Below are 15135 nucleotides of genomic sequence, written 5' to 3'. Positions count from 1 at the left end.
GGTTTAATTTTTCTGGCTGCGCCTTACAGCTAATATCACAGGTACAGAGACTAATATGGCGACAAATGCAGATACAAAACTTCTAGCTAAGATCAGCAACAGGCTAATTTCAGCAGCTCTATAACTTATATGTAAGGCATTGGCATAAGCTTTTAAATATACGATATCAACCAATCCTAGAACCCCTATGGAATTCGTGAAAGAACCTATTGCGGTTGCTATGGAAATTCTAAGGGGCTCAGATTTAACTTTCAACATTTTGTAGCCGTAATAAGAGGTAATGCCTATTAGTATTCTAGGAAAAACGGCAATTATCGGGTTTATAAATATAAATGAGACAGGAGAAATGGAGGTATAGGTATAAAACCCAAACCCGTTACACCTAACACGATTGTTATAGCAGAAAGCATCCCTGTAACAGTTATCTGCTTCGTGTTAAAAAATCTCTTAATATTGGTATTTTTCATTTTAATCCCTCCGATCTCGTTCCTTTACGGATACAAGTCTTTTTGATTGAATCTAAAAAATGTTATAGCTTTCAGTGTTTGGTTTCTTTACAAAGAATACCAACGCTGTAGCTTTTATTAACTGACTAAGTTATACGCTTTGAGAATACTTATGAAATTTACAGGCTTGTAATTTGTCCTCTCCACACAGACATTAAAATACTGATTGCTCTCGTATTTTTGGCTGTGTATATGTCCGTGCACATTAATATAAGGCATATTCCTGTTTATGTAAAGGGGTTCATGGGATAAGATATAGAAATTATGATAGATTATGGGATACCGGCTAACTTCATTAAATCCCACCTCCAAAAACCAATCTCTACCTCTTGATAAATCATGATTTCCCATTATTAAAAACTTATAGCCGTTTAACTTGTGGACTATTTCGGCAGTCTTTTCTTCATCGTAAAAGGAAAAATCCCCTAACACAAATACCTCGTCTTCCTTACTAACAACGCTATTCCAGTTATCCACTAAAGCCTCATCCATCTCTAAAACGTCCTTAAAAGGTCTGTCCTCATATTTTATAATATCGCCGTGCCCGAAATGCAAATCCGAAATAAACCAAATATCTGCCATTCTCTTGCTACCTCTCACTTAATAGATCCTAGTCTGCTTAAGGGAAATATCCTGAAAACTACTTTCCCTAAAATCGCATCTTTACTCACATACTTATGAGCCCAATACCTGCTATCCGATGAATCGTTTCTGTTATCCCCCATCATGAAAAAATGATCTTTAGGCACTTTATACGGGCCAAAATTCCCTACCATAGGTTCCTTTATGTAAGGTTCATGTTGTAGCACACCGTTTATATACAATTTGCCCTCTTTGATATCTATAATATCTCCGCCCACGCCTATCACTCTTTTGACGTAGTTTACAGAGGGATTGTCGGGGTATTTAAATACCACAATATCCCCCCTTTTTATGGGCTCAAACCTGTATATGAATTTTATTACCACCAGCTTATCATCTAGCTGAATGGTATTAAGCATGGATCCTGTAGGAACGTCTACCAATTCAAATACATATGTGCGTATAAACAAAGCAATCAAAAAAGCCAGCAGTATAGTCCATACCCAGCTTAATACTTCCTTCATCAGGTTGCTATCGCTTTTTTTCTCGACCATTTTCTTATCCCTTCTACAATTAAACGTGTCATTTATGATTATAATATAAAACCAAATAGAATAAAAGGGCAAAAAACTGCCCTTTTATTCTATTTTTATTTAAGAATATCATCTACCACTTCTTTATCTACATCCATTATATACTTTATACCAGAAATGCGGGCAGCTTCTGGTGTAAGAGCAGCTATATCATCCCTGGTAATATATTTTAATGAAAACTTTCTAGCCCCTGCCATCAACTGCTGTAAACCTGCTACCACCCTATCGATATAAGTGTACACTGCAATAGCACCAGGTGGCATTTTGGAAACTTCTTCTTTTCCATACTGTTCTATCAGTTTTATAGAACCCGCAAAAAGCTCCTCTACGCTGTTGGCCTTCGTGTTCAACTTCCCTTGTCGATACAGATCTGCATTGGTCCTCCCGACCATAGCAGCAGTCATAGGAGAACGCCCAAACCCCACTAGTTTTACATAAGGTGCTCCCAGTGCTAAAGCTTTAAATACATGATCTTCAAGGGTAAAGCCTCCGGCTATAGCTACCGTGGGTATATAGGCGCCTTTCGCAGCAAGCCTTGAAAGGTAATCGTAAAGGAGCGATTCGATGTATACAGTAGGTATACCCCATTCATTCATCATCCTCCATGGACTCATTCCCGTACCGCCACCGGCACCATCTACAGTGAGAAGGTCGATCTTGTTGTCAGAAGCGTATTTGACAGCTCTGGCGAGATCTGCGGGCCTATATGCACCGGTTTTTAGGAAAATATATTTAGCTCCTGCTTTTCTCAACTGTTCAACCCTGTTGTGAAAACTCTCCTCATCTACCATCCCTAGCCTTGAGTGCCTTTCAAATTCCTTAAACAACCCTTTGTTAAAAGCATCCTGTACTTCCGGATCTTCCGGATCGGGCAACACTATGTAGCCTCTCTTTTTAAGCTGCAATGCCCTTTCAAGTGTAGGTAATTTTACTTCTCCCCCTATATCTTTTGCACCCTGTCCCCACTTTATCTCTACAGCTTCTACTCCCAATTTCTCTATAGCGTATTCTTGGACTCCCAGTTTTGTATCTTCTACATTAGCTTGCACCGCTATAGTTCCGTAACCATTGTAATAGCGCCTAAAATCCTCCACCCGCTTTCTCAAGTCAGGCGATTCCACAACCCTTCCATTTTCTATTACACTATTGGGATCCATCGCACATACGTTTTCACCCACTGTAACCACAGTGCCTACCAGGGCAGCTCCTCCTGCAAAGCCTTCCCAGTTGTCTTTAGCCACAAAAGTAGAACCTTGTCCTGGGAAAATAATAGGAACTTTTAACTTTATCTTATCGCTGCCAGCCCCTATTTCTGTCTCTACATTTACCGCGGGAAATATAGCCTTATCAGAATCAGCATCTATGCCGTAAGCACCTGTAGTCGTGCCCATGATGTTGAAATGGGAATAATCTATAGGATAATCTTTCTCAGCGCCAGCCGTTATACTGCCAAAAGGTTGAGGATAAAGGACTTCTCTTCCCTTCAAAGCAGATTGTCCTATTTCACACGTGCCAGGGCATCCTAATAGACATACAGAACACATGCCGCTAAAAGGCGAGCAGCTATCCGGCGTACGCAACCGCGTCTTTGTCGCTAAACTACGGTTAGGCTTGCTGAACGACATCGTTCATTTCCCCCTTTTTATAAAAATAAAAATGGCGGTGTATCAAATATTGTATACACCACCATTCTATACAAAATATAGATTTTTATCAAGCTATGATAAAATTTTAACGACACTGCGAATTTGATCGTCATCGTATCCTGCAAATTTAAGGGGGTTCACAATTTCCTCATTTAAGTCAGGTACATAGGATTTTAACACATCTACAGAGGTACCAGCGATACTGTATTTGCCTAAACAAGCCGGTATCAGCACCGAATCTCCCGATTTAAGTTCTAACTCTCCGCCATCGTAAACTATTTTTCCACTTCCTGATACTACTGTGTAAATAGCAAACTTGCTGCCGTCAGCCCTGTCATCGTAACGCCCATTTATTTTTATGAGTTCTACGGCAAAATACCTATTTGCTACGAAATACACCTTATTCCCCACTGCCAACCCCTTGGTTTTCTCCGCTTTATACTTTCCGTCAAAATCTATAACGTCTAATGCCTTATTAATGTGCAGTTCTCTTGGCTTACCATCAAGGCCAACCCTGTTCCAATCGTAAACCCTATACACAGTATCAGAATTCTGCTGTATCTCTGCCACTACAACTCCGGCACCTAATGCATGTACCATTCCTGCCGGTACGTCAAAGACGTCTCCAGGAGAGACCTCTACAAAATTAAGACAATTTTCCAACGTACCCTTTTCAAGAGCATCTTTAAATATATCTTTAGTCACACCTTTTTTCAGGCCGTAAACTATCTTAGAGCCAGGTTTTGCCGATATAACGTACCACATCTCACACTTGCCCAATTCGCCATTTTCGTTTTTCATGGCGTAACTGTCATCAGGATGAACCTGTACCGACAATACATCGTTAGCATCCAGGAGCTTTACAAGCAGAGGGAACCTGTCTATATCACGCTGCGTTAGCTTATCGCCCAGTAGCCTCCTGCCGTACGTATCTATTATGTCTTTAAGGCTCTTTCCTTTAAGAGGGCCATTGCAAACTACACTGGTACCATGGGGGTGGCACGCTACTTCCCAGCTTTCCCCTATTCTGTTACCTTGAAATTCCCTTCCAAACAGCCTTTTTAAATTATCTCCTCCCCATACCCTTTCCACGTATATGGGAAAAAACCTGAGTGGATACAGCAATTGCATTCTCCTTTCATTGGTCTATTTTCTTTAACAGTTTCTCTCTTTCGCTCTCATAACCAGGCTTGCCCAGAAGGGCAAACATATTTTTCTTATACGCTTCTACCCCTGGCTGATCAAAAGGATTTACTCCCATTAAATATCCGCTTATGGAACAGGCTTTTTCAAAGAAATAAACCATCTGTCCAAAGTAGTAAGGGGAGATTTCCGGGACATTTAAGACCACATTAGGAACTCCTCCATCATTATGGGCTATGAGGGTTCCCATAAAAGCACTCTTGTTCACATAGTCTATCGTTTTACCCGCCAGGAAATTTAGGCCATCTATATTATCAGGATCTTCCAAGATAGTTATGTCTCTTAAAGGCTTTTCCACGTTTATGACCGTCTCAAAAATTTGCCTCATACCTTCCTGTATGTACTGGCCCATAGAATGAAGGTCTGTGGTAAAGTCCACCGATGCAGGGTAAATAGACTTGTGGTCTTTCCCTTCGCTTTCGCCAAATAACTGTTTCCACCATTCGGAAAAATAATGTAATCTAGGCTCGTAATTGACCATTATTTCAATCGTCTTTCCCTTGCGGTACAATATGTTCCTTATAGCCGCGTACACGTAGCTATCATTGGAAGATAAATCCTCGCAGGAATATTTAACCAGAGCATCATAAGCTCCTTTCATCATCTCATCCACATCTATGCCAGCTACAGCTATGGGTAAAAGCCCTACTGCCGTCAATACTGAGTATCTTCCTCCCACATCGTCGGGTATTACAAAGGTTTCATAGCCTTCTTCGTCAGCTAATTTCTTCAAAAGGCCTTTTTCTCTGTCCGTTGTAACATATATGCGCTCCTTAGCGCCTTTCTTACCGTATTTTTTTTCTAACAAATCTCGAAATACCCTGAACGCTATAGCTGGTTCGGTGGTCGTACCCGATTTGGATATCACGTTTATAGAAATATCTCTGTCCTTTACTACATCTATTAGATCAGAAATATACGTGGAACTTATGCTGTTTCCGGCAAAATAAATTAAAGGTGTTTTACGCCTGTCTGAAGGCAACTGATTGTAAAAAGAATGAGATAACATCTCTATGGCAGCTCTTGCCCCTAAGTATGAACCTCCAATGCCTATGACGATAAAAACGTCAGAATCAGAAGCGATCTTCCTTGCAGCTTTCTTGATTCTTTCAAATTCGGCTTTGTCGTAGTTTTTAGGTAGGTCAACCCAACCGAGAAAATCCGACCCCGCCCCCGACCTGTTATGTACCATCCTATGGGCGGTCTTGACCATTTCAGACATGTAACTTATTTCTCGTTCTTCTACGTAAGGCATGACCTTACTGTAATCCAGTTTTAATCCACTCATTATTCCTGCCTCCGTTTATTTTTTTAACGTCTTCCATATTATTATAGCATATTTGACAGCATATTGGAGGCCATTATAGTATTTTTCTACCTCGTAAAATCCCGTATGTAAGACCCGCCAGCATTACAATACCCGCATATCCTGCAAGAGGATACAAGTAATGCACCAAGTTAGAGAAACCAAATCTGCTGGCTATAAAAGCTGCAATACCTGTCACAATAGTGACAGCTTTATACCAGCGACTTTGTGCAGCACTTAGTCTAGCAGCAAAGCCATAAAGATTGCTTACAGCAGTGGTGTATATTTCGGCTATGAGTATAAAGCTATACGCCAACTTTAACACATTAGAAAACCTTCCGGCAATGTATATCATCGGTATTTGAAATCGGGACGCATAAGGCATATTTAAAAGCAAGGCGACGAGTATAAGGGATGCACCCGCGCCCAGACCTATACCCCCATATAATGCTCCCCACTTTAATCTCTCTTTAATACGCACCTGTTGCCCCAACGGCGCCAGTATGGGCACCGACATGACCAAATTGTACGATGCGTATATGACTCCCGATAAAAAAAAGTTAGACACTGCAGCTTTTACAGGCATATATCCACGGGACAATACAGAGATACTGGGTGCACAAAAGATAGCCAGGGAGCTTACCGCAAACACCCCTATTAACAAGAGAGGTACCACAAAGGATATAGCAGAAATAACCCCCGCAATTCCCATCAGAACAGTGATAACAGACAAGATTGTCATAGTTGTGGATCCTATGGTAACAGAAAGTCCAAATTGTTCTTTAAATATAGCTCCGGAACCAGCGATCATAGCCGTCAGGGCACCAAATAAAAAGAATATTACGATATAATCTACGATTTTCCCAAGTACAGGCCCTCCTGCTTTCATTATCACCTTTTGATGAGAGGTGGCGTTGAGACTATGGCCCAAGGCCATAACGATATAGCCATAAACTATAAACATAAAGGTAGCAACAGATAAACCTATAAAACCTTTTGTCCCGTGGTAGCCAAAAAACTGAAGAACTTCCTGCCCTGAAGCAAACCCTGCTCCCACCACCGTCCCTATATAGGTTGCCGCTATAGAAAACACAGAAAGACCTTTTTTATTCAAATTATCCCGCCTTTCTATCACAATTATATTTTAAGCGGGGTAAAAAATGTTATACTTTTTACTCAAGGAGATCGGAAATCAATTCTTGAATTAGCAATTCCTGATATCCGGCTTTTTTGATTATAGCCATTTTTTTTGCTACAATTTTGAGTTCTTCTGCTTTAATGCCCTTCAAAAGGCTTAACCTCTTTGCGTTTATCATCTCATCAGATAAAGCTTTTTCATAATCGTCGACGCTATACCTCCAAAGGTAAAGATATCCTTGATACCTTTTATAAAGCCTATCGGCGATAGACAATCCCTCAGGGTCAAAATCGCCCGAGTAGTATATCTTCGTCTTGTTTTTGTACAGCATATCCAGCAATACAAGCGAAGAAAGTTTTGGTTGGCCAAAAGTACATACAAGAGGTGGAATACGATTTTCACGTTTCTGGCATGTATCTAAAAGCTCAGCAAATACTTCTGGATTTTCCACTACATAAACCTTGTTTACAGGGCTTCTTACATCGTCGATCTTGCTGAGCTGCAAAAGAGGTACTTGAAGTACCTGGCTGCTATGATAGGCTGCTTCAAAAACCGCATCAGGTACACCTTTTTTGTAGGCAATAAGGCCTGAAAGGGTCACGTAATTAGACACTTCATCTATCAATATACCTGCCCTGTAATACAGCTCCGCTATTTCCTCTGGCCCCTTTACCTCACCGGTACCCATAACAGTACACAAGGCCCATTTAAACATATTGCCACATTCAGTGCCTATATCAAAGCCGTGGGGATTCCTGGTTATACGGGAGGCAAAAACAGAAAACCTCATCTTCTCCCCACTATATACGGGCAGGCTATCAATGGCATTGCACACCAATGCTATATCCTTTTTAAGGGCATCTTTATCTCTATCGTATCTCCTATTTATGGCTCGCACGCCTACGGCTTTACCTTCGCATATAGATTGAATCCATTTTGCGCTTTCGCGGCCTTCAAAAGTCAAGTAGAGTTCCTTGAAGAATTTTTCCTTTTCGGTTTGGTAGTTATCTAAATCTTCCTTTTTACTCGTTATCTTCTCTCCAAAATACGCTTCCAGAATTTCCAGCAATGAGTAACCCTCAAAACGGGTATGCTTTAATGATTGTTCAAAAGCACTTACATCGATAGATGCCGATTTGCTCCTGCTGTAATCTCTTTTAAAATGATTTGACAGCACCTCTCTTTCATCATCGGTCAGGTTTACAAGCTTAACAATTCCTCCAATTCTTCCAAGGCTTTTATATTTGTCCCTTATACCTTTAAAAATCCTATAGTAACCCCTGCGGGACTTAAAAAACGCCAGATCCTCTTCAGTCATTTCAGGCACCAACCCACCCTATCGCCGCTTCTCCTTCAGCGTCAGTGATAAGATGTCTCACATTGCCATCCCACCTGTACCTTATGACTGTGACATAATTCGCATTTTTCGGTCTTACCAGCTCGCATATAGACAGCTCTGGAACGGTGTCGTAATCACCCCATAGTACTTGAGAATTTATAATGAAGTTAAATCCCAGATCCTCTATTAATTTAAACATATCCCTTATATTGTTATCGTCGACACCAGCAAAAGCTTCATCAAGGGATATAATCTTAAGAGCATTTTTTGACGCCGATTCATACCGAGAATATACAGCGGAAAATAGTGGAATGTACATGGCCATAGCTTTCTCTCCACCGCTCAGCCTATCAAAGGCGTTGTTTGTCAAGACTTTTCGGCTTTCTCCTTCTTTTCTGTAATACAACACAAATTCAAACCAATCCCTATAATCCAGCACCTCTTTTATTATTTTATGGAAGGTTTCGGCACTACCTCCTTCCTGTATTCGCCTGGCAGCCTCTACCTTGGATCTGAAGTGATTTACTACCTTATTAAAAACATCAGGTTTGAGCATGTCCACATCAGACTTCAAAACATCCACCAATTCCCTTGTGTCCATTTCCTGTTCGTTATCAGCAGCTATCGGTCTCCATTCAAGGTAAAACCTGAGTCCACTGGAGGTATCCCGCTCTGACATAAGCTTATTCATCTTTTTAACCCATTCCTCTGCTTTAAAGATCTTACCTCTGATTTTCCTTCCTACATTATGCATGATAATCTCCTCAAAAAGGTGTCTGTCGGTTTCTTTTAACAGGTTTTCGTTAACATTTATATCGTCCTGTATGCTCTGATACAATACATACAGAGATACTGTTTTACCGCTTAAACTGGCCGTTATTTGATATCTCCTGAGCTTTTGCTTTATCACATCATATATCTCTGATCCACTGCCATCATGTTTCTCTTCATCAAAGATATAACCCATGGACAAACCGTAATCCACCAGCTCATTGAGGCTTTCGTAAAAGGCGTTTTGCAACCTCGACGTCATCTTCTCCTTATCAATACCCGGCTTATCAAAAAGAGCCTTATACTCTAATACAATCTTTTTACCTAATTTTAACACATCATCACTGTCCTCCTGATAAACAAATCCCAGGTTTAACTCATCTTTAAATCCCTTTTCTACAATTTGGTATACCATTTGCTTTACCGTAATATCCTCGCTTAACCGCTGGAGCTCTCTCCGATTGGATTCCGATCTCTCCTCCAGTTTTGCTATATTTATCGAAAGACTTTTTATCTCCTCAGGTATCTCTTCTAATCTTCTGAGGCACGAATTCAATTCCTGCTCAATTTCCTTTAACCCTAGCTTGTCAATAGCTTCCATTAACGCTTGCATTTTCTTTTCGGAGCTTCGAGACCGCGTTGACAGAACATCGATCTCGTATTTCAGGTTGTCAATATCGTATTCTAGCTCGCCTTTTTGCTGTTCCAGAACTTCCAGGCTTGCGGCATAAGATAAATATCTATTGTAATTTATTTCTAATTTTACCAACTCTGCATCATATTCTTCAGACCTGTTGTAAGCAAGCTCAAAGCTTTCTACATCGCGATGTATTTCTATGCCACTGGTAGTTTCCCTGACCACTGTTCTTTTTTGCTGTAAATCCTCAAATAGTTTCTTCACCTCTATCGATTGCTGGTTTAGCTTCTGTTCTATAAATTTTAATTCGGCCAGGGCAGTTTTAAGGTAGTCATATGCTACGTCCAGATCATCTTTTGCTGGAAAACGCGAATACTCCTGGTCTAAACGCTCTATTCTGTAATCTATAGATTTGATAGACTCATTGTAGGATTTAATCTCAGCGTTTACTATCTCAATCTTTTGTTTGAGGCTATTTATCATCTCTTCCCTGAAGCGCTTTCTTGCCCCATATCCAATATACTTTGACCTGACGTTACCTCTGGATTTGCCTCTTATAATCCCTATGCCGTAACTTCCGTCCTGATTAATATAAGTAGAATTTTCCGACTGGTATACAAGTATATTGCTCAAAGCATCAGATATGTCCTCTGTTGAAACGCCTTCACCAGGATCTACTACATCAAAGTATTGAAATACATTAAGCTGCATACTAAAAGCTCCTGGGACAATGTACCTGTCAGCCATTTCTTTATCCATCTTCATAGCATCGGCCATATATCGAGATGGAATGATTAGCGCATCCAGCAGGCCCATGTCTTCCATAGCCGCTTCAATATTCCCCCTGGTTTCTTCGTCTACGTCCTCTTTAAATTCAATACATCTGTATAAAGGCACAAAAGGAATTTTGGCATCCGTCAGCCTTTTTCGGTTGTTCTGAACCTGAGGATCTCTTTCGGGCTCTGGATCCTGTTTGTCTTTCCAGCTTTTTAGCTCCTGTTCCAGGGTATTTAATTCTTCTTGCTTTAAATTGCGGAAATTTTCCAGAACCAGTTTTTCTCTATGCAAAGCGCTTCTGCATTCATCGTATGCCCTGCGCACACAAACCATAACGCCATCAAATCCCGCCTTTTCGCCGTACGCCAACACCTGTCGGCCTATGTCTTCTAGTTGATCACGGGAAAGTTTAAGCTCCGAATTTTCTTGTGACCAGCCGTACACTTTTTCTACAAACTTACTTTTTTCTTCATCAAAAAGTCTCTCGCACCTTTCTACTTCCCGCTCTCTCTCATCTTTCTGCTTTCTAAGTCTTTCCTCTTCCCTTAGACTCTCGTCGTATTTTTTACTGGCATCCTGTTCTTCCTTTAATGCATCAAGGGCCTTTTTGATCTTTTCTTTATGTTTTTTAAACTGCGACCTCCAGAAATTAAAATCAAATTCCCTTCCGTAGTTTTTTTTCAGTTCATCCTGAGAGATCCGGTGTTCTAGAAAGTCAATTTCTTCAGCCATAAAAGACATAAGGTCGAGAATATCCTGGACTTCTTTATCGGCACAATACATTTCATCCCGGGTTCTGTCTATCTTCTTTTTTACATCCATGTACTTTGACTGTTTTTGCTTGAGATTTTCTTCTTTTGATGACTTTTCTCTATTATACTGGTCATAACGATTTTGCTCTTCTATCAATTCTTGCTGGGTTTTAAAAACGTCATTATTCCTAAGCTGCCTTTCCTTCTCCTTGAGGGCACTCATCTCTCTTTCCATCGACAATATTTTTTCACCGATATCATCTATTCTAGCTTTATATTCGTCGATATCTTTTGACAGCTTATCATAATCCTTTTGAGCCAATAAAAGCTCATTATGGGCTTTTAACAATTCTTTAGCTTTGTCGTACAAGATGAATTTATTGTAGTTATCGTATTCGTCCTTTAGTTTTTTCATCGCAGCCATATCCTTATGGAGCTCGTCCAAGCGCATTTTTATCTGGTCCATATTTTCTATGGTCTCCGATAGCGGCCTCAAATCGTCATCGGATAGAGAAGGTAGAGATGCTTTCAAGATATCGTATATCACCGTAGGCCTAAAATCTTTGGAGAGTTTAGGACTCCTTATCTGTATCAAGAGCTTTATAAGTTCATCATAATCATCGATGGTTTCAAAGCCAAAGACGTACTTATTTATTGTCTCCATGTACTCCCTCTGGCTTTCAAGCACCTTACCCCCATCACCTATGGCATTTTTTAACTCTTTTTTAGTCAAAGGCACCTTTACTCTATTTCCCTCTTCTCCGACCTCCAACTTGTACAGAAAAAGATCTTTACCTATCCTTCTACCATCCAATACTATAAATCCCCAAAAATCCATGCTCTGATGTCTGTGAGCTTTAAGTCCAATGCCAAAAGTTATGTAATTATCTGAGTACTCCCTTTTAAGCTCCATATAAAGATAACCTGTTCTTTCGTCAATGCCGTTTATATCTTCCTCGCCTAAAAGATAATCCTCCAGTTTCCTTGCCCTAGAGCCAAAAGGATCCAGTCTCTCAGGGCTTTTGTTAGCATCCAGAATAAGGGGTATAAAGCTCTGCATGGTAACAGACTTACCTGAACCATTGGAACCTCTTAAAAGCAACCTACCCCCCGCGAACTCGAATACTTCATCATCGTAATACCAGAAATTTATAAGGCCTATCCTATTTACAATCCACCTATCACTCATCGGCATATTCTCCTTTATCAAAATCTGCTGGATATTTGCCTATAAACCTTGCAGCCATGGGTAAAATGGTGACGGAATGAAGTTTCTCATCGTATGCGATCATCTTCCACCATCTCATCTCATCCATTATTTCATTTATAAGCAACTGGATACTTTTTTCCCTGTACGATTTGTACCAGCCGTGGCTGAATCGCTTCTTGCAGTTTTCAATAATATTATAAAACTCAGCCTCTGTGATAACAATCTTATCGTCATTGGTCAGCTTAAGCTGTTCTTTTTCGATTTTTTCCCTTATAATGAAACATATTTGTAATATAATGTCAGAAATATTGCTGTTTTTATCGGGGAAATAGGCCTTGGTATATTTATTATCTTTGTATATAAGAAAGGCCGAACTTTTATAAACATGTAAGCGAGCATCCAAGAACTCCTCAAAATCTTTTTCAATAGTGTTGCGATAATTTTTTATATAATTAAATGTATCGTCATCAGGGCCGCCGCTGTATACGGCTGGTGAAAGAAGAAGTTTGCGATATGCCCTGTGCCTCCTGGCATTTTCCCTCTTCTCCTCTAAAAGCCCTTCAATATTCACGTTTTCATCAATTTCTTTATCCAGTACCCTCATGAAATACCTGGATAAACCGGTGTTTTCATATAAAACCTCTATATCCCTATTTTCAGAAAAACGCTCTTGATTACCATCGTTCACCAGTATCAAGTTCACTTTCACGGCGAAGTTAAGAACCCTCACCAGTGATTTCCTGTGTTGAAATAGCGTCCAATCTACTTTTCCCGGCCCATTGTACTGTACCTCAATGTATTCCGTAATATTAGACAGGACGAACTGATCTTCCGGCGCTTTATCTTCCAAAAATGCTAATAAAAGGCAAAAGAAACTGTAATCCATAAGAGATTGAAAATCTTGTATACCCATCCATTCTTCAGCCTCACCAGGCACTTTTTCCAGTTTTATCACATAAGGATTGATAATAAGCTTGTAGCCTAGCTTTTCTTCTACAAACGGCCTTAAAACAGGTTCCTTATCTCTTATCCTGTTAAAGGTCTCTCTGTCACTTCTGGTAACCCAGAAGTTTTCCAGCAGGATTTCCAGTTCTTCCAACGTCATCACCCTTATCTTCAAATTCTATTTCTATAGCAGGCATATCCAGATTTCCATCGGTGCACCTTAGAATAGTTCTTTCGCCGTTTTCAGGGAAAATCACCTTGTATATCCTGCCGTCTTCAGTCTTGCCCGTAAGTCGGGTACTGCCCATAGCCCTACTTATCCACTGGAGCAAAGTGGTCCGCACAAAAGGCTGTATTACAGGTAGTTTTTTAAAGCATATCCTGTTTCCCGATATGTAATTAGAGATTATCTCCATTTCGTATTTTTTGCTCTTAAGGTACTCCAGCTGGGCTTGAGCTTTGCTTTGGCTTCTGTCAATAATACCGTTTGTTTTAGAAAAATAATGATAATTTCTAGTCTTAGGTTTTACGATTACAGTAAAAGGTGGCTCCTGCCATACACTGGAATTTACGCTATCCGTTTTTCGCTCCAGGTCGCCCCAAATATGCCTTGTATTAAAGACTCCAAAGACACCTGCCGACAGTTTATGGGCTTCTTTAACATCCTCCATATTAGCGAAAATACGGGAGAGTTTCAAGTATTCGTTTTTACGGCTTATCATGCGCATGCGATTTTCTGCTATTCTTGAGGCATACATGGTTATCCTTCGTATAATTTCACTGGAAATATTTAAAAGCCTGTATGCCTCGCTATCCTCGCCATTTCGACCTGTAAACCAGAGGGAGATATTATTCCACCTATCTGTTACGTTTTGTATGATACTGCTCTCGCTCAGCTCCTGTTCCAGCCTGGGTATGCTTTTCTGATATTTACACACCTTATCCAAGGCCGCATTTACAGCATTTATATCTACCTTTCTTAAAAAACTTTCAATGGCCAGGGAAAATCTCTGAAGGTCCTTTATAAAATCCCTGAGGTATTCAATGAGCTTATCCTTGTACACAATAAAAGCCTCCGTTCTCATGAGCTCATCGGCTCTAGAACTTTGAAGGCTTGCGATGTAATCGGTAGCGTTGTGGTATATATTTTCAAAGTCCCCGTTGAGATCCTCCCACCATCTGTTTACAGCCTGCAAATCATCTTCCTTTGACATGTCCACCACTTTTAAGAGATTTTTATATATCCTCTCAAAAAGCGAAGGCTCCAGAGACCCGCCATATCCCGTAATATCTTCAAGCCTTATAGTCATCCTCTCTATCTCAATGGAATATGGGCTCAACTGATACCTGAATTTCTTGTTTTTAAACTCCTCCAATGTAGCAGCTTTGCTGGTATCCTGAGTTGCTATAAGGTTTTTCCACTCAGTAAGGGTTTTTAAATCCTGTTCGCATCGCTCCATAGTATAGTCTTTAAACATTTCAAATTGCACGACATACTGATAAATATCCTCTTTGTACATCCAGTATTTAAACTTTTGATACTGTTCGTAAAAATACCTCATGATAAGCCGATACCTTGAGGCGTTTTCTGCAGTAAGGTATCGGGCCTCATCCAAAGGTTTTAAAATCCCTATATCCAATTTACCCATATAAGATACTCCTTTATCATTCGCAAATCTCTCTTTATAACCTTGGTAAAGCCACCCTATATGCAATTGTACTCGTTGATT

12 protein-coding genes are annotated in these 15135 nt (G+C 40.2%); all 12 read right to left on the bottom strand.

Going from position 1 to position 15135, the window contains the following annotated elements; translation table 11 throughout:
• Window positions 1-3: 3 nt before the first annotated feature.
• The gene (locus tag CALPO_RS14780) at window positions 4-174 is read right to left on the bottom strand and encodes a hypothetical protein (protein ID WP_218915130.1); all 171 of its coding nucleotides are present in this window, start codon (window positions 172-174) and stop codon (window positions 4-6) included.
• Window positions 175-320: 146 nt separating this feature from the next.
• On the bottom strand, window positions 321-467 hold the full coding sequence (locus CALPO_RS14775; protein WP_218915129.1) for a hypothetical protein: 147 nt from the start codon (window positions 465-467) through the stop codon (window positions 321-323).
• 117 nt (window positions 468-584) lie between these two features.
• The gene (locus tag CALPO_RS0101240) at window positions 585-1088 is read right to left on the bottom strand and encodes a metallophosphoesterase (RefSeq protein ID WP_026485700.1); all 504 of its coding nucleotides are present in this window, start codon (window positions 1086-1088) and stop codon (window positions 585-587) included.
• A 14-nt stretch (window positions 1089-1102) separates the two neighbouring features.
• Window positions 1103-1642 carry a signal peptidase I gene (gene lepB / locus CALPO_RS0101235; RefSeq protein ID WP_026485699.1) on the bottom strand — a complete coding sequence of 180 codons (540 nt, stop codon included), beginning with the start codon at window positions 1640-1642 and terminating at the stop codon, window positions 1103-1105.
• A gap of 95 nt (window positions 1643-1737) precedes the next feature.
• A complete protein-coding gene (locus CALPO_RS0101230; protein ID WP_026485698.1) occupies window positions 1738-3306 on the bottom strand; it encodes an FMN-binding glutamate synthase family protein in 1569 nt (522 codons plus the stop codon).
• A gap of 93 nt (window positions 3307-3399) precedes the next feature.
• A complete protein-coding gene (locus CALPO_RS0101225) occupies window positions 3400-4452 on the bottom strand; it encodes a type I phosphomannose isomerase catalytic subunit (protein ID WP_026485697.1) in 1053 nt (350 codons plus the stop codon).
• Between the two features lie 13 nt (window positions 4453-4465).
• On the bottom strand, window positions 4466-5818 hold the full coding sequence (locus CALPO_RS0101220) for a glucose-6-phosphate isomerase (protein WP_026485696.1): 1353 nt from the start codon (window positions 5816-5818) through the stop codon (window positions 4466-4468).
• 73 nt (window positions 5819-5891) lie between these two features.
• Complete coding sequence (locus CALPO_RS0101215) at window positions 5892-6950, bottom strand: YkvI family membrane protein (protein ID WP_026485695.1); 1059 nt, start codon at window positions 6948-6950, stop codon at window positions 5892-5894.
• 58 nt (window positions 6951-7008) lie between these two features.
• Window positions 7009-8292 (bottom strand): TIGR02679 family protein, encoded by a 1284-nt coding sequence (locus tag CALPO_RS0101210; protein ID WP_026485694.1) that lies wholly within the window; start codon window positions 8290-8292, stop codon window positions 7009-7011.
• Window position 8293: 1 nt separating this feature from the next.
• Entirely contained in the window at window positions 8294-12439 is a 4146-nt protein-coding gene (locus CALPO_RS0101205) for a TIGR02680 family protein (protein ID WP_026485693.1), read from the bottom strand.
• Complete coding sequence (locus tag CALPO_RS0101200; protein ID WP_026485692.1) at window positions 12432-13559, bottom strand: TIGR02678 family protein; 1128 nt, start codon at window positions 13557-13559, stop codon at window positions 12432-12434. Before CALPO_RS0101200 ends, CALPO_RS0101205 begins: the two co-directional genes overlap by 8 nt.
• Window positions 13510-15054, bottom strand: a complete 1545-nt coding sequence (locus CALPO_RS12970) for a TIGR02677 family protein (protein WP_084295117.1) — start codon at window positions 15052-15054, stop codon at window positions 13510-13512. Before CALPO_RS12970 ends, CALPO_RS0101200 begins: the two co-directional genes overlap by 50 nt.
• Window positions 15055-15135 lie beyond the last annotated feature (81 nt).

The sequence above is a fragment of the Caldanaerobius polysaccharolyticus DSM 13641 genome, from assembly GCF_000427425.1.
GTDB lineage: Bacteria > Bacillota > Thermoanaerobacteria > Thermoanaerobacterales > Caldanaerobiaceae > Caldanaerobius > Caldanaerobius polysaccharolyticus.
This window is presented reverse-complemented; position numbering and strand designations above follow the sequence as displayed.

Excerpts from the sequence above, each read along its gene's own strand:
- CALPO_RS14775 (WP_218915129.1), bottom strand. The coding sequence starts at position 467 with ATGAAAAATACCAATATTAAGAGATTTTTTAACACGAAGCAGATAACT.
- CALPO_RS0101240 (WP_026485700.1), bottom strand. The coding sequence starts at position 1,088 with ATGGCAGATATTTGGTTTATTTCGGATTTGCATTTCGGGCACGGCGAT.
- lepB (WP_026485699.1), bottom strand. The coding sequence starts at position 1,642 with ATGGTCGAGAAAAAAAGCGATAGCAACCTGATGAAGGAAGTATTAAGC.
- CALPO_RS0101230 (WP_026485698.1), bottom strand. The coding sequence starts at position 3,306 with ATGTCGTTCAGCAAGCCTAACCGTAGTTTAGCGACAAAGACGCGGTTG.
- CALPO_RS0101220 (WP_026485696.1), bottom strand. The coding sequence starts at position 5,818 with ATGAGTGGATTAAAACTGGATTACAGTAAGGTCATGCCTTACGTAGAA.
- CALPO_RS0101210 (WP_026485694.1), bottom strand. The coding sequence starts at position 8,292 with ATGACTGAAGAGGATCTGGCGTTTTTTAAGTCCCGCAGGGGTTACTAT.
- CALPO_RS0101205 (WP_026485693.1), bottom strand. The coding sequence starts at position 12,439 with ATGAGTGATAGGTGGATTGTAAATAGGATAGGCCTTATAAATTTCTGG.
- CALPO_RS12970 (WP_084295117.1), bottom strand. The coding sequence starts at position 15,054 with ATGGGTAAATTGGATATAGGGATTTTAAAACCTTTGGATGAGGCCCGA.